A 20,933-nucleotide genomic window follows, 5' to 3' on the forward strand; every position below is an offset into this window, starting at 1 on the left:
GTTAAATAATAGGCCTGCCAGGAGTTATCCCCGCATGAGTGCCATTACTCCATACGACTGGGCGATTATCGCCTTCGTGATCGGCGTTACATTTCTTTGCGTCTTTATGCTCACAGTTCCCTTACTCCTCGGGGGAAAATCGTGGGGACGTGCTAAGCAAGAGCAGTTTGAATCAGGTGTCGTGAGTGCTGGTGGCGCTCGCATTCGCCTGTCTGCAAAGTTCTATTTAGTTGCAATTTTCTTTGTTGTCTTCGACTTAGAGGCGCTTTACCTCTATGCATGGTCTACTTCTGTGCGTGAAGTAGGGTGGTTGGGATATACCACTGTAGTGATCTTTGTCGTTGATCTATTGATTGCGCTTGTTTATGCCTTCTCTGTAGGTGCTTTAAGTTGGTCACCAGCAGATCGCCGTAAATCAGCAGGTGAGGCGGTTAAAATCGGTTCACCAACAATGAACATTGCTGAAATTACACGCTTTAATTCTATTGAAGAGCTCGTAACTGACCCTACAGGTCAGATTCCAGCTCAATCATCAGGTCGTGTTAAGTCAAAAACTACACCTGCATTGTCATCTGAAAAGGAGTAAGTCGGGATGAAATATACTCTGACCCGCGCGAATCCGGATGCTGATCAATACCCATTGCAAGAACGTCAAATTGTGACGGATCCGCTTGAAGAGGAAGTGAATAAAAACGTATTCATGACTCGTTTAGAGGATGTCTTGCATACAGCAGTAAACTGGGGACGTAAAAACTCTTTGTGGCCATTTAACTTTGGTACCTCATGTTGTTACGTCGAATATGCAACGACCTTAACAGGTGTGCATGACTTGTCACGTTTCGGTGCAGAGGTTATCCGTGCTTCACCTCGTCAGGCTGACTTGATGATTGTTGCAGGTACCTGTTTCGTAAAAATGGCACCAGTTATTCAGCGTCTGTATGAACAGATGTTAGAGCCTAAATGGGTCATCTCGATGGGTGCTTGTGCAAACTCTGGAGGTATGTACGACATCTATTCAGTAGTACAAGGTGTAGACAAAATTATTCCTGTTGACGTGTACGTCCCAGGTTGTCCGCCTCGTCCTGAAGCATTAATTCAAGCTTTAATGCTTTTACAAGACCAGATTCAATTAGAGCGACGCCCGCTTTCTGCCGTGATCGGTGATGATCTTCAGCCAGTATATAAGCCAAAGATGATGCCAGAACGTGACCGTAAGAATGCAGAGCGTATTGCCGTTAAAAACTTACGCTCTATGGATGAGATTAAATAATTTTTTGACGGTGTTTTGACATATCTAACTGATATGTTCATCGAGAAAATTGACAGAATTTGTATTAAATAGGAAGCCAAGCCAATGGCTGAAACTGACATTGCTATGCCAGAGTCAACAGCAGTTGATTCACGCCCAGCATTTGCAATCGTAGAAGAGCTCAAAACCAAATTTGGTGAGAACTTTTACGTGCAGGCGACTTTTGAAGAGTTTCCAACAGTCTGGGTCGAGCGCGCACGCGTGCAAGAAGTCCTTATGTTCCTGCGTAAAGTGGAACGTCCGTATGTAATGCTGTTTGACTTATCTGCGATGGATGAACGTTTACGTGTTCATCGTGATGGTTTACCAGCATCTGACTTCACTGTGTTCTATCATTTATTATCGCTTGAGCGTAATAGTGACATTCGTATCAAGGTTGCCTTGAACGAAAATGATCTAAACATTCCGACAGCGACAAATATCTGGCCAAATGCCAACTGGTATGAACGTGAAGCTTACGATATGTTCGGTATCAATTTCGAAGGGCATCCAATGCTCCGTCGTATTTTGTTGCCAACCTATTGGGAAGGTCATCCGCTTCGTAAAGAATATTCAGCACGTGCGACAGAATATACGCCGTACATGCAAGACAAAGCGAAACAAGACTTTGAACAAGAGCACTTACGTTTTGTACCAGAAGACTGGGGTCTTAAGCGTGGTAACGCTGATGAAGACTTCATGTTCTTGAACTTGGGTCCTAACCATCCATCTGCACATGGTGCGTTCCGTGTTGTATTGCAGTTAGATGGCGAAGAAGTGAAGGACTGTGTACCTGATATCGGTTATCACCACCGTGGTGTGGAAAAGATGGCTGAACGTCAAACATGGCACTCTTTCATTCCTTATACTGACCGTGTTGACTACTTAGGTGGTTGTGCTCAAAACATGCCGTATGTGATGGCTGTCGAGCAAATGGCAGGTATTAAAGTTCCTGAACGTGCGCAAGTGATTCGTGTCATGTTGAACGAATTGTTCCGTATCAATAACCACTTGTTATTCTGTGGTACGGCAATTCAGGATGCCGGTGGTATGACACCAGTATTCTATATGTTCGCAGACCGTCAAAAAGTTTACGACATTGTTGAAGCAATTACGGGTTACCGTATGCATCCAGCATGGTTCCGTATTGGCGGTACAGCACACGATCTTCCAAACAACTGGCAAAAGCTTGTTAAAGAATTGCTAGAGTGGATGCCTAAACGCTTAAACGAATACTACACAGCGGCATTGAAAAACTCTGTGTTTATTGGACGTACGCGTAATGTTGCACAATACGATGCCAAATCTGCACTCGCATGGGGTGTAACTGGTACTGGTTTACGTGCAACAGGTATCGATTTTGACGTACGTAAATATCGTCCATACAGCGGCTATGAAAACTTCGATTTTGATGTGCCGGTTGAGTATGAAGGCGATGCATACGCACGTGTGCTTGTTCACTTCCGTGAAATTACCGAGTCGCTAAAAATTATTCAACAGTGCTTGGATAACATGCCTTCTGGTCCATACAAAGCGGATCATCCATTGGCTGTTCCACCACCGAAAGATAAGACATTACAAGATATTGAAACCTTGATTACGCACTTCTTGAGCGTTTCATGGGGTCCTGTCATGCCAGCGGGCGAGTCATCATTTATGACTGAAGTGGTTAAAGGTGCAAGTACTTACTACTTGACTTCAGATAAAGCGACCATGAGTTATCGTACTCGTATTCGTACACCGACGTTTACTCACTTACAGCAAATGCCTTCAGTGATTAACGGAAGTTTAGTGTCTGACTTAATCATTTATCTGGCGACCATTGACGTGGTTATGGCTGACGTGGATCGCTAAGAGGGAACACATAATGATGATTTTGACTGATAAAAAACCACGTGTGAATGTCGAAGGGATTTTGACTGCGGAAGAAATTCACGAAATCGAACATCACATTGGTCACTATCCATACCCTCGTGCAGCCTCTTTGGATGCATTGAAGTGTGTACAGCGCCGTAATGGTTGGGTAGATGACGCTCAAATGAATGCCATCGCACAGTTGTTGTCGATGAGTGTTGCTGATTTGGAAGGCGTTGCAACATTTTATAACCGTATCTATCGCCATCCGGTAGGTCGTCACGTAATTTTACTTTGCGACTCAATTGCTTGCTTCTTAATGGGTGCAGAAACTCTTGCTGAAGCATTCCAGCGTGAATTAGGAATTCAGTATGGTCAAACGACACCAGATGGTCGCTTTACTCTGCTTCCAATTTGCTGCCTAGGCAACTGCGACAAAGGCCCAACTTTAATGATTGATGAAGATACTCACGGTTTAGTCGAAGTGACATCAATTAAACAGTTATTGGAGAAGTATGTATGAATACTGAACCAAAACCAATTTATGGCGACGGTAATCCGGAAACTCATCCGCTCACTTGGCGTTTAAGCAAACAAGAAGCGGTACGTAGTGCTGATGATTACGAAGCACTTGAAGGCTATGCTGGCTTTAAAAAAGCTTTAGGCATGAAACCTGCTGAAGTGTTAGACGTCATTAAAGCTGCAACTGTAAAAGGTCGTGGTGGTGCGGGTTTCCCAGCGGGTATTAAATGGTCATTGATGGCACCAAATGATGGTGGTCCACGTTACTTGATCTGTAATGCCGACGAAATGGAACCGGGTACCTTTAAAGACCGTTTGTTGATGGAAAAACTTCCACATCAATTGATCGAAGGGATGTTAATTGCGGGTTATACCTTAGAAGCAACTCAAGGTTATATCTTTATCCGTGGTGAATACATCGAGGCTGCTCAATATCTAAATGAAGCGTTAGAACAGATTCGTGCTAAAGGTTATTTAGGCGAAAATATCTTAGGTTCTGGCTGGAATTTTGATCTACATGTACATACGGGTGCAGGGCGTTATATCTGTGGTGAAGAAACTGCATTGATTAACTCGCTTGAAGGCCGTCGTGCTAACCCACGTACTAAGCCACCGTTCCCGCAAGTTGCAGGAGCATGGGGCCGTCCGACGATTGTGAACAACGTTGAAACTTATAACAACTTGCCAGCAATCATGCTTCGTGGACCAGAGTGGTATATCGGTTTATCAGCGGGTAAATCAAAAGATCCGGGCACTAAAATTTATGGTGCATCGGGTAAAGTTAAATTCCCGGGTCTTTGGGAATTGCCATTTGGTACAACTGCGCGTGAAGTGATTGAAGATCATGCAGGTGGTATGCGTGAGGGCTTAAAGCTCAAAGCATGGTTGCCAGGTGGTGCTTCAACTGACTTTTTACCAGCAGATACCATTGATTTACCAATGGATGCAGACACGATTATGAAAGCAGGTTCTCGTTTGGGAACATGTTTGTTAATGGTGGTAGATGAAACTCAATGTATGGTATCGCTCACTCGTAACTTAGAAGAGTTCTTTGCGCGTGAATCATGTGGTTTCTGTACACCATGTCGTGATGGTTTGCCATGGGCTGTTAAAGCGCTTAAAGCACTTGAAGCAGGCGAAGGTAAGAAAGAAGATATCGACCATTTACAAGAACTAACTCGTAAATTATGGATTGGTAAAACTTTCTGTGCCCACGCACCAGGTGCGATGGAGCCGCTTATGGGCGCACTCAAACATTTCCGTGGTGAGTTTGAAGCGAAAGTGACGAATCGTCCTGTCGTGCAAACCAGCAACGTAGAACAAGCTTAAGGAATTCGACTATGGCTACAATTCATGTCGATGGAAAATCGTATGAAGTCAACGGCTCGGGAAACTTGCTACAAGCATGTTTGAGTCTGGGCATCGACATCCCATATTTTTGTTGGCATCCATCCTTAGGTTCGGTTGGTTCTTGCCGTCAATGTGCTGTTACGCAATATGCGAATCCAGAAGATACGCGTGGTCGTTTAGTCATGTCTTGCATGACACCAGCATCTGACAATACCTATATCTCAATTGAAGACAAAGAAGCAACGGATTTCCGTGCATCTATTGTTGAATTTTTGATGACGAATCACCCGCACGACTGTCCAGTTTGTGAAGAGGGTGGTCACTGTCATTTACAAGATATGACTGTAATGACGGGTCATGACCGTCGTCGCTACCGTTTTACAAAACGTACGCATTACAACCAAGAACTCGGCTCATTCATTGCGCATGAAATGAACCGCTGTATTGCTTGTTACCGTTGTGTTCGTTACTACAAAGACTATGCGGGCGGTACAGACTTTGGCGTATATGCCAATGCATCTCGTGTTTACTTTGGTCGTCCAGAATCAGGTACTTTAGAGTCTGAATTCTCTGGTAACTTGACTGAAGTATGTCCAACAGGTGTGTTTACTGATAAGACTCATTCAGAGCGTTATAACCGTAAGTGGGACATGCAGTATGCACCAAGCGTGTGTCAAGGCTGTTCTTCTGGCTGTAACATTTCTCCGGGTGAACGTTATGGTGAAATCCGTCGTGTAGAAAACCGTTTTAATGGTTCGGTTAACCAATACTTCCTTTGTGACAAAGGTCGTTTTGGCACAGGTTATGTAAACCGTGCAGACCGTCCACGTCAGCCTCAGTTCCGTAATGGTGAAACTGTTGCAACTGTTTCTGTCGACCAAGCTCTAGATCAAGCGATTGCTAAGCTTCAAGGCAAGAAAGTTTTGGGTATTGGTTCTCCTCGCGCAAGCTTGGAATCGAACTACGCATTACGTGAGCTTGTAGGTCAGGCAAATTATTCAACTGGTATTGCACAAAAAGAGCAAAAGCTTGTTGAACTTGCCGCATCTATCATGCAAACCGAGGGTATTTACAACCCGAATATGCGTGAAATTGAAAGCTATGATGCTGTTCTGATCTTAGGTGAAGACCTAACTCAAACTGCACCTCGTATGGCATTGTCTGTTCGCCAAGCTGCGAAAAACAAAGCGCGTGAAATGGCTGCAAAAACACGTACACCAGATTGGTTAGCTGAGCCTGTACAACGTATTGGCCAAGAAGCAAAATCTCCGGTTTACATTTTAGCTGCAACTCAAACTCGTCTTGCTGACGTTGCAACTGGTGAAGTGGTTGCTTCTCCAAATGACATCGCACGTCTAGGCTTTGCAGTTGCTGCGGCAGTGAATGGTGAAGTTGTAAGTGGTTTAGATGAAGATGCAAAAGCATTTGCTCAAACCATTGCTGACACTCTAAAGGCAGCAAACAAACCATTAATTATTGCGGGTACAAGCTTGCAAGATGCTTCTATTATGGAAGCTGCAGCACAGTTGACTCAGAACTTAGGTTCTAAAGCTGGTTTAAGTCTTGTAGTTCCTGAAGTGAACTCTATGGGCTTGGCATTGTTCGGTGGTTTAAGCCTTGAACAAGCATTTGCTCAAGACTACGACACGCTTGTTATTGTTGAAAATGACTTGTTCCGTCGCTTACCAGCTGCTCAAGTAAAAGCTGCATTAGATAAAGCTGAAACAGTAATCGTGCTTGATCACAGTGAAACTGAAACTGTGAAACAGGCTGATATCGTTCTTTCAGCAGCAAGCTTTGCAGAGGGTGATGGTACTGTTGTAAGCCAAGAAGGTCGTGCACAGCGTTTCTATCAAGTTTACGATCCAAGCTACTACAAACCTGAATATGCAATTAAAGAATCATGGCGTTGGTTACATGCCATTGAAACTGGCATTAAAGGTAAGGCTGTAGATTGGACATTACTTGACGATGTAATTGAAAGCATCGTGAAAAATGTACCAGTACTTGAAACTATCCAAGATGTTGCGCCTGATGCAGGTTACCGTGTACATGGCTTGAAAATCGCGCGTGAACCACGTCGTTATTCAGGTCGTACAGCAATGCGTGCGCCGTTATCGGTTCATGAGCCTAAACAGCCTACTGATCCAGATTCAGCATTAACATTCTCAATGGAAGGTTATGTTGGTCCGCAAAAAGCATCATCATTAGTACCATTTGCATGGGCTCCGGGTTGGAACTCTCCACAATCTTGGAATAAATACCAAGATGAAGTCGGTGGTCACTTAAAAGGTGGTGATTCTGGTGTTCGTTTATTCGATCGCTTGGCAAAACGTCCTGCACGTAGCTACGTTGCTCCAGTGCCAGTAGTTGCAAATCCTGAAAGTTTCCGCTTAGTTCCAATGCACCATATTTTTGGTTCTGGCGAATTCACCATTAAAACACCTGCAATGGAAACTCGTATTCCTGAAGCTGTGTTTGCAGTGGGCGAACAAGATGCAACTCGTTTGAACCTTCAAGAAGGTCAACGCATTACAGTAAAAGCAGGCGAAACAACTGTAAGCTTGCCGGTACAAGTAATTGAATATTTACCTACAGGTTATATTGGTTACCCAGTTGGTTTAGCACCAATGGTGTCACTAGCTGAGCCTGTTTCAGTGGCTTTAGGAGTGTAATTCATGAATCAAGAAATTATACGTCAAACGCCACTTTGGGTTGAGAACTGGCCGATTGCCTATGCTGTCGTTCAAGCAGTTGTGATTTTGCTTGTTGTAGTTTTAGTTGCAGCGTTGATGTCTTTTATTGAGCGTCGTTTACTTGCTTGGTGGCAAGACCGTTATGGTCCAAACCGTGTTGGTCCTGGTGGTATGTTCCAGATCGTTGCCGACATGCTCAAAATCATGTTCAAAGAAGACTGGACACCAAAGTTTGCTGACAAACTTACATTCCGTTTAGCACCAGCTGTTGCAATGGCAACAGCGGTTCTTTCATTCATGGTAATCCCAGTGAGTCCTTCACTGGGTGTTGCCGACATGAGTATCGGTTTATTGTTCTTCATGGCAATGGCTGGTATTGCAGTCTATGCGGTTTTATTTGGTGGCTGGGCTTCAAATAACAAATACTCGTTGCTTGGTGGTTTACGTTCAGCAGCTCAAACTATTTCTTATGAAGTGTTCTTAGGTATTTCATTGATGGGTGTGGTTGCAATTGCAGGCTCATTTAACCTTCGTGAAATTGTTGAAGCACAACGTGATGTTTGGTTTGTCATTCCGCAATTCTTAGGTTTCTTGATTTTCGTAGTTGCTGGTGTTGCGGTAACTCACCGTCATCCATTTGACCAACCAGAAGCAGAACAAGAATTGGCAGAAGGTTACCATGTTGAATATGGCGGTATGAAATGGGGTATGTTCTTCGTTGCTGAATATGTCAACGTAGTACTGATCTCTGCATTGATCGTGACTTTATTCTTTGGTGGCTGGTTAACGCCATTCAATTTAGAAATTCCATTTGTTCCACCAGTATTCTGGTTTGTGATTAAAACAGCATTCTTTGTAATGATGTTTGTATTGGCACGTGGTTCTTTAATGCGTCCGCGTTATGACCAAGTCATGAACTTTGGTTGGAAAATTTGTTTGCCATTGGCGTTGGTCAACTTGTTAGTGACTGGTGCTGTGATTCTGATGAATCAGGCCTAGGACAGCAGGGAGTACAAAATGTATAAATTTCTAGCTGGATTCGGATCAATTGTACGTACGTTACTCATGGTGTTTAGCCATGCAACGCGTAAACGTGACACGATTTTATATCCAGAAGTTCCGGCTGAACAGATTGTGCCGCCACGCTTTCGTGGTCGTATCGTATTAACGCGTGACCCTGATGGGGAAGAGCGTTGCGTAGCATGTAACCTATGTGCGGTTGCATGTCCGGTTGGCTGTATCTCACTACAAAAAGCAGAAACAGAAGATGGTCGTTGGTACCCGGAGTTTTTCCGTATCAACTTCTCACGTTGTATTTTCTGCGGTATGTGTGAAGAAGCTTGTCCAACAACTGCGATTCAGCTCACACCAGACTTCGAGTTAGGCGAATATGTACGTCAAGACCTTGTTTATGAGAAAGAAAACTTACTCATTTCAGGTCCAGGCAAATACCCAGACTACAACTTCTACCGTGTAACGGGTATGGCAATTAACGGTAAAGAGAAAGGTCAAGCACAAAAAGAAAGTGCACCAATCGATGTACGGAGTCTATTACCATGATGTGGCCGTTTTATTTGATGGCACTCGTGGCCATCGTTTCTACGGTTCGTGTAGTGACTAACACGAACCCTGTACACGCTCTACTTAGTCTAATTGTTTCATTGCTTGCTGTTGCTGGTATTTTCATGATCGTGGGGGCGCCTTTTGCAGGTGCTCTTGAAATCATTGTTTATGCCGGAGCAATTATGGTTCTGTTTGTCTTCGTAGTGATGATGCTTAACTTAGGTCAACACACCGTTGAACAAGAACGTAAATGGCTTTCTTCAGATGCTTGGGCATATCCAGCACTCATGAGTTTCTTGCTCGGCTTGCTTTTAGTTTGGATGCTTGGTGGTGAATACACCACTATTTCAGCACCGCTTGGGGCACAAGTGATTGGACCAAAAGTAGTTGGTCAAGCACTCTTTACTCACTATTTATTATTGGTTGAAGTTGCCGCGATGTTATTGCTAGCAGCCCTTGTTGCAGCATATCACTTAGGTAAACGTGAACCAGGTGCAGAAGAGGAAAAAGAATAATGGGCCAGATTCCTTTAGAACATGGTTTGATTGTTGCAACCATCCTTTTTGCACTCGGTTTTTACGGTGTAATGGTGCGACGCAACCTATTATTTATGTTAATGAGCCTTGAAATCATGATGAATGCTGCAGCATTGGCATTTGTTCTTGCGGGTAGCGTATGGGCACAACCAGATGGGCAAGTGATGTTCATCTTGATTTTGACCCTTGCAGCAGCAGAGGCATGTATCGGTCTTGCGATTGTCCTTCAGTTCTATCATCGCTTCCATCATTTGGATGTAGATGCTGCTAGTGAGATGCGCGGATGAGTTATTTATATCTAACAGTATTATTTCCGCTAATCGGTTTTATTTTATTGGCGGCAGGACGAGACAAACTCTCTGAAAATGTTGCAGCAGTTATTGGCGTAGGTTCTGTAGGTTTATCTGCATTATTTGCACTCATTGCTGGAATGGCATTTACAACGAGTGGTCAGCAAGTTTTTGTTCAAAACTTGTGGACATGGTTCAATGTTGGCGGTTTTGCTCCGGGCATTAGCTTACATTTAGATGGCTTATCTTTACTCATGATGGGCATGATCACGGGTGTTGGTTTCTTAATCCACATCTTTGCATCATGGTACATGCGTGGTGAAGAGGGCTATGCGCGTTTCTTCTCTTATTTCAACCTGTTTGTTGCAAGCATGCTTGTGCTTGTATTGGGTGACAACTTGGCGTTGTTATTCTTGGGTTGGGAAGGCGTAGGTCTTTGCTCTTACTTGCTAATCGGTTTCTATTATGCAAACCCTGCAAATGGTTGGGCTGCGATCAAAGCGTTTACAGTGACCCGCGTTGGTGACGTATTCTTGCTTATTGCTTTATTCTTGCTTTACCAACAATTTGGTACGCTGAATACTCAGTACATCGTTGAACACGCAGCAGAAGTAATGACGAAGAGTTCGTCACTTACAATCTGGACTGCATTAATGTTGTTCTTGGGTGCTGCTGGTAAGTCTGCTCAAATTCCATTGCAAACATGGTTGGCAGATGCAATGGCAGGGCCAACACCTGTTTCTGCATTAATCCACGCTGCAACAATGGTAACGGCTGGGGTGTACTTATGCTGCCGTCTATTCAGCGTATTTGAACTTGCTCCTGAAGTGATGCAATTCATTTCAGTAACTGGCGCGGTAACTTTGTTAGTTGCAGGTTTTGCTGCACTCGTTCAAACAGACATCAAACGTATCTTGGCTTACTCAACAATGAGTCAGTTGGGTTATATGTTTATGGCTGTAGGTGCTGAAGCTTATCAAGCTGGCTTGTTCCACATGTTGGCTCACGCATTCTTTAAGGCATTATTATTCTTGTCTTCTGGTGCGGTGATTCTGGCTTATCACCACGAGCAAAACATTTTCAAAATGGGTGGTTTGTTCAAACGTAACAAATTCCTGTTTGCTTGTTTCGCGATTGGTGGCGGTGCATTAGCAGCTATTCCATTCTTGACTATTGGCTTCTTCTCTAAAGATGCGATTCTTGGTGAAGTTTGGGTACAAGGTCAATCAGTTGCTTTATATCACACCTTATATTGGGTGGGTGTAGCAGGTGCATTCCTGACTTCAATCTATACATTCCGTTTAATCTGGGTTGTATTCTTTGGTCAAGAAAACACGCCTTACCATGAAATTAAAGGTGCAACTTACTGGGCTCCATTGGGTATTTTAGCTGTATTGTCTACTTTTGTTGGTGCGGTATTAAAAGCACCGGTAGCAGGTATTCTGAATACTGCAAAAATTCCTGAATTCCATGTCGCTGAACAATTTGTAGAAGGCATGCATGGGGCAGAGCACTTAGCAGTAGGTATTGCACTAGTTGGTCTAGTTGTTGGTATAGCATTATTTACATTTGCTTATGGTGCAGTGAAATCATTCGCTCAAACAAGTTTGGGTTCAGGTCTGGCACATATTTGCCGTACTGCTTTTGGTTTTGATGCATTGTATGACATCGTTTTTGTTAAACCTTATTTATTCTTCGCCAAAATTTTTGGCCGTGATCCGATTGACGGTTTGTGGTTAGTTCTTCCTGCGCTCGTGAAAGGCGGAAACAGTTTTACAAGCTCACGTCAAACAGGTTCATTGCGTGAATACGCATCAAGCATGTCACTCGGTGTAGTGGTGTTATTGATGATCTTGATCGTTATTCAGGTAGTGGGGAAATAAAATGGAAAACAATTTAATTTTACCCGCGCTGATCCTTGTTCCGTTCATTGCCGGTTTTATTTGTTGGTTAGTCGATAAGCTCGACAAAACTTTGCCACGCTGGATTGCCTTAATTGGTATGCTCATTACTTTGGGCTTAGGTCTTGCACTTTGGCAAAGTGGAACTTATAGCTACGAGTTGGGTTCTAAAATCCCAACTTGGTCTGCTGAGTTCTATTTACCGTGGATTCAATCACTCGGTATTGGCATTCACTTAGCTGTGGATGGTTTATCTTTGCTCATGGTGTTATTAACAGCGTTACTTGGTGTGCTTGCTGTTGGTTGTTCATGGGGTGAGATTCAAAAGAACGTTGGTTTCTTCCACTTAAACCTATTATGGAGTTTAGGTGGCGTTATCGGTGTATTCTTAGCGATTGACTTGTTCTTGTTCTTCTTCTTCTGGGAGATGATGCTTGTACCAATCTACTTCTTGATTGCGTTATGGGGTCATAAAGGTTCAAACGGTCGTTCACGTGTTTACGCTGCTACTAAGTTCTTCCTTTACACACAGATTGCTGGTCTGGTGATGTTAATCGGTATCCTAGGTCTTGTAGTTTATGGCTACATGATGACGGGCATGATCGGTTTTGATTACAACTATTTATTAGCTGTAGCTAACCATTTACCTACAGGCTTAGCGTACGGTTTCATGATCTGTTTCTTCATCGGTTTTGCAGTGAAGTTACCAGTATTCCCATTACATGGTTGGTTACCAGATGCGCATGCTCAAGCACCTACAGCGGGTTCTGTAGACTTAGCGGGTATCTTGATTAAAACAGCTGCGTATGGCTTGCTTCGTTTTGTTATTCCATTTTTCCCGACAGCTTCTGCACAGTTTGCAGACATTGCGATTATTTTCGGTTTGATTGGTATTTTCTACGGCGCATGGTGTGCTTACCAGCAAACTGACATGAAACGTTTACTTGCGTATACGTCGATTTCACACATGGGCTTTATCTTACTTGCAATCTATGCAGGTAATATTTTGACCTTCCAAGGTCTAATGATCATGATGTTGGCACATGGTTTGTCATCAGCTGCATTGTTCATTATGTCTGGTCAAATCTACGAACGTTTACATACACGTGATTTACGTTTAATGGGTGGTCTTCGTGGCCAGCTTCAGTACTTGCCATTTTTCTTGATGTTCTTCGTTGCTGCTCTTGTAGGTGTACCAGGTTTAGGTAACTTTATTGGTGAATTCCTGATTTTGATGGGTTCATTTAATAAATATCCTGTCTTCACGATTCTTGCTTCTATCAGCCTTGTATTTGCAGGTTTATATGGCTTGATCTTGATTCACCGTGCTTTATTTGGTGAACCAAATCCTGAACAAAAGCAACATTACACTAGTCCATTGAAAGACTTATCTGCTCGTGAAGTTGGTATTTTGATGATTTGTGCGATTGGTCTCGTTTGGCTTGGTATCTACCCACAAACATTCTTGGATGTATCTCATTCAAGCATGCAGTGGTTGGTCAATAGTTATGTGCCAGTACAAGAAGTCGTTGAAACTGTTCAGCAAACAGCTACTCAACTTGACCATGTGGAGATCCAATAATCATGAACTTCACAGTATCATTTTCTACGCTTATGCCTTTAGCTCCGGTGATGATTGTTGCTTTGACAACAATCGTCGTCATGCTGTTAATTTCAATTAAGCGTAATCATAATTTAATCGCAACAGCTTCTGTTGTTGGTTTAAACCTTGCTGCACTTTATATTTTATTTGCAGTATTTGGCGGTAAGTTTGTACCGGCAAATGTGATGGGCATGTTTATGGTTGATCCATTTACCATGTTCTATCAATTTATGATTTTGATTGCGGCATTGGCATGTTGTACTTTGTCTCATGCTTACATCGAAACTTATAAAGACAACCGCGAAGAGTTATATCTTTTGTTACTTGCTTCAGTAGCAGGTGCAATGTTGATGGTTGCAAGCTCTCACTATGCATCGTTCTTCATTAGCCTTGAGTTAATGTCGATTCCTGTATATGGCTTACTTGCTTATACTTATCAACGTAGTAACTCACTTGAAGCGGGTATTAAGTACCTTGTACTTTCAGCGACAGCTTCTGCAATGTTGTTGATGGGTATGGCATATATCTATGCATATACAGGTTCGCTTTCATTCTATGATTCTGTACAAGCATTATTTGAAGCAATCAAACAGCCAATGGTGTTATTAGGTTTAGCACTTATTATCTTTGCTGTTGCATTTAAATTGTCGCTTGCGCCGTTCCATAAATGGACACCAGATGTATATGCAGGTGCACCAGCGCCAATGGCAACTTTCTTAGCGACTGCTGCTAAAGTTGCAACAATTGGTTTGTTCGTGCGCTACATGCTTGCTTCAGGCGCAATGATGGTGAACTCCTTAGTAACTATTTTGACGATCATTGCTGTATTGTCGATTTTAGTTGGTAACTTACTCGCTGTTCGTCAAGTTAACTTAAAACGTATTCTTGGTTATTCATCTATTGCTCACTTTGGTTATTTGTTAATTGCTTTAATTAGCATGACTTATGCGAGCTTGGGTAGCGTAACTGTATATGTAGTGTCTTATGTATTAACAACTATTGGTGCCTTTGGTGCAGTAGCGTTAATGTCTAGCCCATATAACAACGTAGATGAAGCACAAAGCCTTGCAGACTACCGTGGTTTGTTCTGGCGTCGTCCAGTACTTACAGCAACTTTAACAGTCATGATGTTATCTTTGGCTGGTATCCCATTAACAGCAGGCTTCATTGGTAAGTTCTTGGTGGTAATGGCTGCTGTAACAACTCAACACTGGTTCTTAGCTGCAATGATTATTGTGGGTAGTGGTATCGGTTTGTACTATTACTTACGTGTGATGGTTGTAATGTACATGACACCACCGGAAACTCCTCGTATTGATGCAGATGCTCATTGGGGACAAAAAGTGGGTGGTTTAATGGTATTAGCTGCTGCTGCATTAGTTATTATTTTGGGTGTTTACCCAGATCCAATGATTAATTTGGCATTAAAAGCAGAAATTTTATCTCCATTACATTTCATGCTTTCACAACAGTAATTCTGGTGTACAAAAAAGCCTCCAAATCTGGAGGCTTTTTTTTATTGAGCGTTAAAAAAAGATTATAATAAATACGTTTTTATATTTTTAGGTAACATCTGTGGCCATTCAAGAAATTCGTCACCCACTTATTCGTCATAAATTAGGTTTGTTACGCCGTGCTGATATCAGTACTAAGAACTTCCGTGAGCTTGCTCAGGAAGTGACTATGTTGTTGACTTATGAAGCAACAAAAGATTTACCAGTTGTGGATTGTGAAATTGATGGATGGGCTGGAACTGTTACTACTCAGCGTATTGCTGGTAAAAAAATAACGATTGTACCGATTTTACGTGCCGGAATTGGTATGTTGGATGGCGTACTTAACCTGATTCCAAGCGCAAAAGTGAGTGTTTTAGGTCTTGAGCGTAATGAAGAAACATTAGAAGTTCGCACATATTACAAAAAATTAGTTCCGGATGTGGCTAATCGTCTTGCGATGATTATTGACCCAATGTTAGCAACGGGTAATTCGTTAGTTGCTGCTATTGATGTGTTAAAGGCAAGTGGTTGTAAAGATATCCGTGTTATGGTGTTGGTTGCTGCACCTGAAGGCGTTGCTAAAGTTGAAGCAGCTCATCCGGATGTGCAAATTTATACGGCATCTATTGATAATGGCTTAAATGAACAAGGTTATATTGTTCCTGGCTTGGGTGATGCTGGCGATAAAATTTTTGGTAGTGTACAAAAAGATTAATTTTTTGAAATAGCATTAAAAAGAGACTTCATTCAACCGTATAATTTTAAAAACGGAATCGTGAGTCTCTTTTTTATTTACTGCAACGACTGGATTGGAAAAGTAGGGGAAAGATCATGAAGCAAGAGTTTTATACTGGATGGGTAAAACAATATAACCCTGATAAAGGGTTTGGTTTTATTGAAACTACTGAAGGAGATATTTTCTTTCATATTTCTGATTTCCCTGCATCAGAGGGCGAGCCGAAAAGAAATGAAAAAGTGAGATTTCTTGCCGCAGATAATCAGGGTAAATTTAAAGCGATCAAAATTGAGCGTGTTGACCCGAATCCTGCGAAAACCAAGAAAAATAAAATTGCGGATCACAATAAAGCGATCACAAGCGAACTGTTATCAAATTTTCGACGCTAATCAATGAAAAGATCAGGTTTTAAACCTGATCTTCACAGAATTGTAAGAATGCTTTGAGACCTGGACCCTGATACTTTTGACGGTGTACCAGCATATAAAGCGGACGGGTAAGCTGCCAGAATGGTGTATCTAAAATTACTAATTGTCCCTTTTCAATTAAAGGTTCAATGGCAAGTTTAGAAATACATGACATACCTAAACCACCAGCAACGATTTTTAAAATTGCTTCATTGTGACCTAGGGTTAAGCGAATATTCGCGTCTGGCAGATCTTGCAATATCGCATTATCAAATACTTCACGCGTTCCTGAACCTTCTTCACGTAAAATCCATTCGACTTGAAGAAAATCATGCGCTGTTAGAGGTCTATTTAAACGTGCTAAAGGGTGATTTGGGGCACAGCAAACTGCAAGCTCATCATCACGCCAATGAATACATTGGAGTTGAGGTAAGTGACATGAGCCTTCAATTAAAGCTAAATCAAGTTGGAATTGATTGACTGCTTCAATCATTTGGCGTGTATTGCCCACTTGTAATTGCAAATGTGCTTTAGGATGATGCTGTAAAAAGTTTGCCATTAAATCTGGCATGAGGTAATCACTAATCGTTAAAGTGGCCCCAATACGTAAATCAATGCTTTGCAATTCACCTTTTGCAGCTTGCTCAAAAGCTTCACAGCGACCTAATATTTCTAATGCTTGAGGCAATAGAAAACGACCTAAATCATTAAGCTGTAATCGTTTACCTAAACGATCAAATAGAGGAGCACCAAGACCATCCTCTAAATCGGCTAAAGCCATACTTGCTGCACTTTGCGTCAGTCTGACCGCATCACTCGCTTTGGTGACAGTTCCTTCTTGAGCGACTGCTACAAAAACAGCCAACTGGCGTAATGTCATGCGCATGTTTAAAAAGCCTTAACGTTTAAAAGTATTCATTATTTCGGCTGTCATGCTAACATGAGCGCACTATTTCATGCCACGTTGAAATCATGTCAATTGAAAAATTTAGCGTAGAAAAAGTTTTATCTGTACACCGCTGGACTCCAACTCTTTTTAGTTTCACCATGACCCGCCCTGCACATTTTAAATTTACTGCTGGGCAATTCGCACGTATTGGGCTAAAAGTTGGAGAGGAACTCGTTGTTCGTGCTTATTCGGTAGTCTCATCACCATTTGATGAAACGCTTGAGTTTTTTTCGATTGTAGTACCAGACGGTGCATTTACGTCAAATCTTCAACATTTAAAGGTAGGAGATGAGCTGTATTTAGAAAAAATACCTTATGGTTATTTGACTTTAGCTCGCTATCAACAACCTTTACCCCATGATTTATGGTTATTGGCAACGGGTACAGGATTAGCTCCATTTTTATCGATGCTACAAGACTTCGATACATGGTCTAAATATCAAAAAATTAATTTGGTCTACAGTGTCCGTACCGCAGCTGAGTTAGCTTACGTTGATCGTATTCAAGAGATTGCTGAAACTTTTGGGGAAGGACATAACGGATTTAAATTTATTCCGATTATTACTCGAGATCCATCTGCGCCATTGCATGATCGTTTGCCGATTCTAATTGAAAATGGTGAATTAGAAAAATCTGCTGGTATAGAGCTGAATCCTGCCACAAGCCACGTCATGCTTTGCGGAAATCCGCAAATGGTAGATGACACGAAAGAGGCTTTAAAACGCCGTGGTTTGACGATGAACCGTCGAGGTGAGGGAAATATTGCGGTAGAAAATTACTGGTAGTAAATCTTATTTTGAAAGTAATTTAAAATTAATTTTATGGATATGTTTATTAGTGGACAAACATATCCATAAATTCGCGAATTTCTGAAATTGCGCTGTCTACATCGGTTGAAAGCCAAGTTGGCTCAAAAAGACCTGCATAATGTTCCAAACGATCTTGTGGAACGACTAAGCGAACAGGACAGTCTTCTTCTAGTAAGCGCCAAGGTAAAATCGGAACATCATTGTCTAGAAAAATATTGATATTACGAATATCAACAATCATGGCATTAATGCAGTCAGGAAATGGCATGACGGAAAATTCTTCAGTACGGCGACGAAAATACTCTAAATCACCCCATTTGAGTTCATAACTTGATTTATTAAATTCAATAATACCAATGAGATGTTCGTCTCTCGTCTGATGTATATAACATTGATGTGTGACGTCAGTGTCAAGATCAAGTGTTACGTTTTGCTGACGATACATCATAAAATAGAGCAGCTTTAAAACAAGGGGGCTTATTATAGCCTATTTTATAAAAAGTAAGCGCTAAAACATATTGTATTACAAATAGAACATTAAAGAAGCTCGAGCATAACTCGTTATTATTTTTAAATGGCTAAATATTTTTGCCTAAATTTTATACTGTTTTTATTATTTTAATAGTAGAGTTTTGCAACCGCAGACACCTTAGCATAATGCTTTTTCACACAATGCAACAAACCAAATTGCTATGATGATTATAAAGTTAATGATAAAAGAAGAGGGGAAAGAAGATGCATGATTTTTCAAAACCACCTCATGTGACGAGTCCTGAAGAAACTGCGAAAAAAAGAAGATTGCCAGTTTACATTTTAATTATTGTTGGGCTTTTTCTTATTGCACTCATCGTCTACATGGTTGCTGATCACAGCAAAACACCTAAAGAAGAAGCCGCTTTTCAACATGAGGCCACACCACATGTCATTAAGAGCACTTCTGATTTGAATATTTATAAAGGGTAATAAGCTAACCAGTATATCTTCATAGAAAGCCTTTGGGATGTGACCTGAAGGCTTTTTTTGCAACCTTTTGCATCAATTTGTTGTATTTATGCAGAAGTGTGTTGATTACAAAATATTCAAAACATAAGGTGAGATAGACCGCATTTATTGTCATTTTTAACAACGAAAAGTGTTTTTCATAATTGATGGCACTGAAAAGAACATAACAATTGAGGACATAACAATATGAATGAATTTTTTGATGGGCCTCGCGGCGCTCAGTTTGATGCGATGTATTACTGGGATCAGTTTCATCCTATTTTAGCTGCAATCGTCATCTTACTGGTTGGCTGGATAATCGCTTTATTAGTTGCGGCAGGGGTAAAAAAACTTCTGCAAAAAGTAAATACCAACGCAAAATTATCTTCAGCAACTGGGCGTGCTCCAAACATAGAAGGTCTTATTTCAAAAGTCGTATTCTGGTTTATTCTAATCTTAGCTGTTGTCGCAGCTCTCAATGTACTTAACATTAGTGGAGTAAGTGGCCCGTTCAGCAATATGGTGAATCAGGTACTCGTCTATATTCCAAATATTATTGCTGCTGTTGTGGTGGGTTTTATTGGTTGGATCGTTGCTCGACTGGTGCGAGCGGGGGTGACCAATGTTTTATCCCGAACTCAACTCGATGATAAGTTAAGCAGTGAAGTGGGTGTAGGTGGAATTAGCCAGAATATTGGTGAAATTCTTTACTGGCTTGTATTGTTACTTTTCCTTCCGATTGTTCTTTCAATATTAGGATTAACAGGCTTACTGATTCCAGTTCAAAATATGGTAAATGATGCTGTAGCATTCTTACCAAATATCTTTATTGCTGGTGTTATCGTTTTTGTTGGTTATATCTTGGCAAAAATTGTACGCGGTATTGTTGAAGGTTTAGTAAATAGCTTAGGTGTTCAGGCTCAAGCTGAAAAAATTGGTCTTTTCAAAAGCTCTAACGTAGGCAAATTCTTAGGTTCATTTGTTTTTGCAATCATCATTATTACAACATTGATTGTAGCGTTTGAAGCTTTAGGCATTGAGACAATTTCTCAGCCAGCAACAGCTATGCTCAATGAGATCTTGCAGGCGATTCCAAACATTATTGCTGCTGGTTTAATTCTACTGGTTGCTTATATTGTTTCTCGTTTTGTTGGTCGCTTAGTTGCTGAATTAATTGCAGGTACAGGTGTTGATGAAATTCCTGCAAAGTTAGATGTACAACGCTTTTTAGGTCAAACTAAAGTTTCTAATGCAGTTGGCTGGCTAATTGTATTCTTTACTATGTTATTTGCAGTTTCTGAAGCTGCGGATCGTCTTGGTTTCGATCAAATTAGTGGTCTAATCGCAATGTTTATTCATTTCGGTGCAAACATTCTATTGGGCGCTGTAATCTTGGTTATTGGTTTCTGGCTTGCCAATGTTGTGGCGAACGTGGTTCAACGCGGCGAATATAATAGCTCGCGTTGGTTAGGTAGTTTAGTTCGTGTGTTAATTATTGGTCTCGTACTTGCGCTTGGTTTAAGAGCGATGGGTATTGCAGATTCAATCGTTAATCTTGCATTTGGCTTGACTCTAGGCGCAGTTGCAGTTGCTTTCGCTCTTGCATTTGGTTTAGGTGGTCGCCAACCAGCAGAAAGACTGTTGAGCGATTTGCTAGATAAAGCTAAAAAAGAAGCGAATGAACCAAATCCGCTTTATCAACCACCTTCTACTACGACCACAAGCAGTCCATCTACTGGTAGCTCATCTGCAACTACGAGTTCGTCAACATCTACAGTTGCACCAACGACTACAAACTCACCATCAACGGTTTCATCTGATGCAAAACCAGCTGATTCTGCACAAGTAAATCCAGCAGAACCACCAGTAAATAAACCGTTTGGATCTACTGGAGAAAATGACGAAATTTAGTAAGTAAAACTAATTTTCAGATAAACCGTACAAAAAATCTT

Annotated in this window: 20 protein-coding genes; 18 read left to right on the forward strand and 2 right to left on the reverse strand. The window is 41.6% G+C overall.

Features of this window, described 5'->3' with window-relative positions; all coding sequences use genetic code 11:
• The first annotated feature begins 34 nt into the window (after positions 1-34).
• The 15 genes from ndhC to J655_RS18175 all read left to right on the forward strand — a co-directional run bounded on the left by ndhC (position 35) and on the right by J655_RS18175 (position 16,224).
• Positions 35-586, forward strand: coding sequence for an NADH-quinone oxidoreductase subunit A (gene ndhC / locus J655_RS18105; RefSeq protein ID WP_002120061.1), 552 nt, complete (start codon positions 35-37; stop codon positions 584-586).
• Positions 587-592: 6 nt separating this feature from the next.
• Positions 593-1,270: a NuoB/complex I 20 kDa subunit family protein gene (locus J655_RS18110; protein WP_002120034.1), complete on the forward strand. Its 678-nt coding sequence runs from the start codon at positions 593-595 to the stop codon at positions 1,268-1,270.
• Positions 1,271-1,354: 84 nt separating this feature from the next.
• On the forward strand, positions 1,355-3,142 hold the full coding sequence (gene nuoC, locus J655_RS18115; RefSeq protein ID WP_002120052.1) for an NADH-quinone oxidoreductase subunit C/D: 1,788 nt from the start codon (positions 1,355-1,357) through the stop codon (positions 3,140-3,142).
• A 13-nt stretch (positions 3,143-3,155) separates the two neighbouring features.
• Positions 3,156-3,665 (forward strand): NADH-quinone oxidoreductase subunit NuoE, encoded by a 510-nt coding sequence (gene nuoE / locus J655_RS18120; protein WP_002120040.1) that lies wholly within the window; start codon positions 3,156-3,158, stop codon positions 3,663-3,665.
• Positions 3,662-4,993, forward strand: coding sequence for an NADH-quinone oxidoreductase subunit NuoF (gene nuoF / locus J655_RS18125; RefSeq protein ID WP_002120030.1), 1,332 nt, complete (start codon positions 3,662-3,664; stop codon positions 4,991-4,993). The genes nuoE and nuoF overlap by 4 nt, the downstream gene beginning before the upstream one ends.
• A gap of 11 nt (positions 4,994-5,004) precedes the next feature.
• Positions 5,005-7,689 (forward strand): NADH-quinone oxidoreductase subunit NuoG, encoded by a 2,685-nt coding sequence (gene nuoG, locus J655_RS18130; protein ID WP_032052749.1) that lies wholly within the window; start codon positions 5,005-5,007, stop codon positions 7,687-7,689.
• Between the two features lie 3 nt (positions 7,690-7,692).
• Complete coding sequence (gene nuoH / locus J655_RS18135) at positions 7,693-8,709, forward strand: NADH-quinone oxidoreductase subunit NuoH (protein WP_005803271.1); 1,017 nt, start codon at positions 7,693-7,695, stop codon at positions 8,707-8,709.
• A gap of 18 nt (positions 8,710-8,727) precedes the next feature.
• Complete coding sequence (gene nuoI / locus J655_RS18140) at positions 8,728-9,270, forward strand: NADH-quinone oxidoreductase subunit NuoI (protein ID WP_002120012.1); 543 nt, start codon at positions 8,728-8,730, stop codon at positions 9,268-9,270.
• Positions 9,270-9,788, forward strand: a complete 519-nt coding sequence (nuoJ, locus tag J655_RS18145; RefSeq protein WP_014205902.1) for an NADH-quinone oxidoreductase subunit J — start codon at positions 9,270-9,272, stop codon at positions 9,786-9,788. The genes nuoI and nuoJ overlap by 1 nt, the downstream gene beginning before the upstream one ends.
• The gene (gene nuoK / locus J655_RS18150) at positions 9,788-10,096 is read left to right on the forward strand and encodes an NADH-quinone oxidoreductase subunit NuoK (RefSeq protein ID WP_000529822.1); all 309 of its coding nucleotides are present in this window, start codon (positions 9,788-9,790) and stop codon (positions 10,094-10,096) included. The genes nuoJ and nuoK overlap by 1 nt, the downstream gene beginning before the upstream one ends.
• A complete protein-coding gene (nuoL, locus tag J655_RS18155; protein ID WP_002120008.1) occupies positions 10,093-11,982 on the forward strand; it encodes an NADH-quinone oxidoreductase subunit L in 1,890 nt (629 codons plus the stop codon). The genes nuoK and nuoL overlap by 4 nt, the downstream gene beginning before the upstream one ends.
• 1 nt (position 11,983) lies before the next feature.
• On the forward strand, positions 11,984-13,582 hold the full coding sequence (gene nuoM / locus J655_RS18160) for an NADH-quinone oxidoreductase subunit M (RefSeq protein ID WP_005803270.1): 1,599 nt from the start codon (positions 11,984-11,986) through the stop codon (positions 13,580-13,582).
• A 2-nt stretch (positions 13,583-13,584) separates the two neighbouring features.
• Complete coding sequence (gene nuoN, locus J655_RS18165; RefSeq protein ID WP_002120035.1) at positions 13,585-15,078, forward strand: NADH-quinone oxidoreductase subunit NuoN; 1,494 nt, start codon at positions 13,585-13,587, stop codon at positions 15,076-15,078.
• A gap of 100 nt (positions 15,079-15,178) precedes the next feature.
• Positions 15,179-15,814, forward strand: a complete 636-nt coding sequence (upp, locus tag J655_RS18170) for a uracil phosphoribosyltransferase (protein WP_002120045.1) — start codon at positions 15,179-15,181, stop codon at positions 15,812-15,814.
• Between the two features lie 116 nt (positions 15,815-15,930).
• Positions 15,931-16,224 carry a cold shock domain-containing protein gene (locus J655_RS18175; protein ID WP_005803269.1) on the forward strand — a complete coding sequence of 98 codons (294 nt, stop codon included), beginning with the start codon at positions 15,931-15,933 and terminating at the stop codon, positions 16,222-16,224.
• A 19-nt stretch (positions 16,225-16,243) separates the two neighbouring features.
• On the opposite strand, the gene gigC is transcribed toward J655_RS18175, so the two are convergent.
• Positions 16,244-17,128: a LysR family transcriptional regulator GigC gene (gene gigC / locus J655_RS18180; protein WP_002120024.1), complete on the reverse strand. Its 885-nt coding sequence runs from the start codon at positions 17,126-17,128 to the stop codon at positions 16,244-16,246.
• 86 nt (positions 17,129-17,214) lie between these two features.
• Here gigC and J655_RS18185 point away from each other — a divergent pair, with 86 nt between their 5' ends.
• Positions 17,215-17,976 (forward strand): ferredoxin--NADP reductase, encoded by a 762-nt coding sequence (locus tag J655_RS18185; protein ID WP_002120057.1) that lies wholly within the window; start codon positions 17,215-17,217, stop codon positions 17,974-17,976.
• A 49-nt stretch (positions 17,977-18,025) separates the two neighbouring features.
• Here J655_RS18185 and J655_RS0104660 read toward each other — a convergent pair whose 3' ends face one another.
• Complete coding sequence (locus tag J655_RS0104660) at positions 18,026-18,445, reverse strand: hypothetical protein (protein WP_171073770.1); 420 nt, start codon at positions 18,443-18,445, stop codon at positions 18,026-18,028.
• Positions 18,446-18,735: 290 nt separating this feature from the next.
• Here J655_RS0104660 and J655_RS18190 point away from each other — a divergent pair, with 290 nt between their 5' ends.
• On the forward strand, positions 18,736-18,963 hold the full coding sequence (locus tag J655_RS18190) for a hypothetical protein (RefSeq protein WP_005803268.1): 228 nt from the start codon (positions 18,736-18,738) through the stop codon (positions 18,961-18,963).
• A gap of 225 nt (positions 18,964-19,188) precedes the next feature.
• Positions 19,189-20,892 carry a mechanosensitive ion channel gene (locus J655_RS18195; protein ID WP_019767940.1) on the forward strand — a complete coding sequence of 568 codons (1,704 nt, stop codon included), beginning with the start codon at positions 19,189-19,191 and terminating at the stop codon, positions 20,890-20,892.
• The last annotated feature ends 41 nt before the right edge of the window (positions 20,893-20,933 follow it).

It is taken from the genome of Acinetobacter sp. 1294243 (assembly GCF_000588015.1).
Classification (GTDB): Bacteria; Pseudomonadota; Gammaproteobacteria; order Pseudomonadales; family Moraxellaceae; genus Acinetobacter; species Acinetobacter pittii.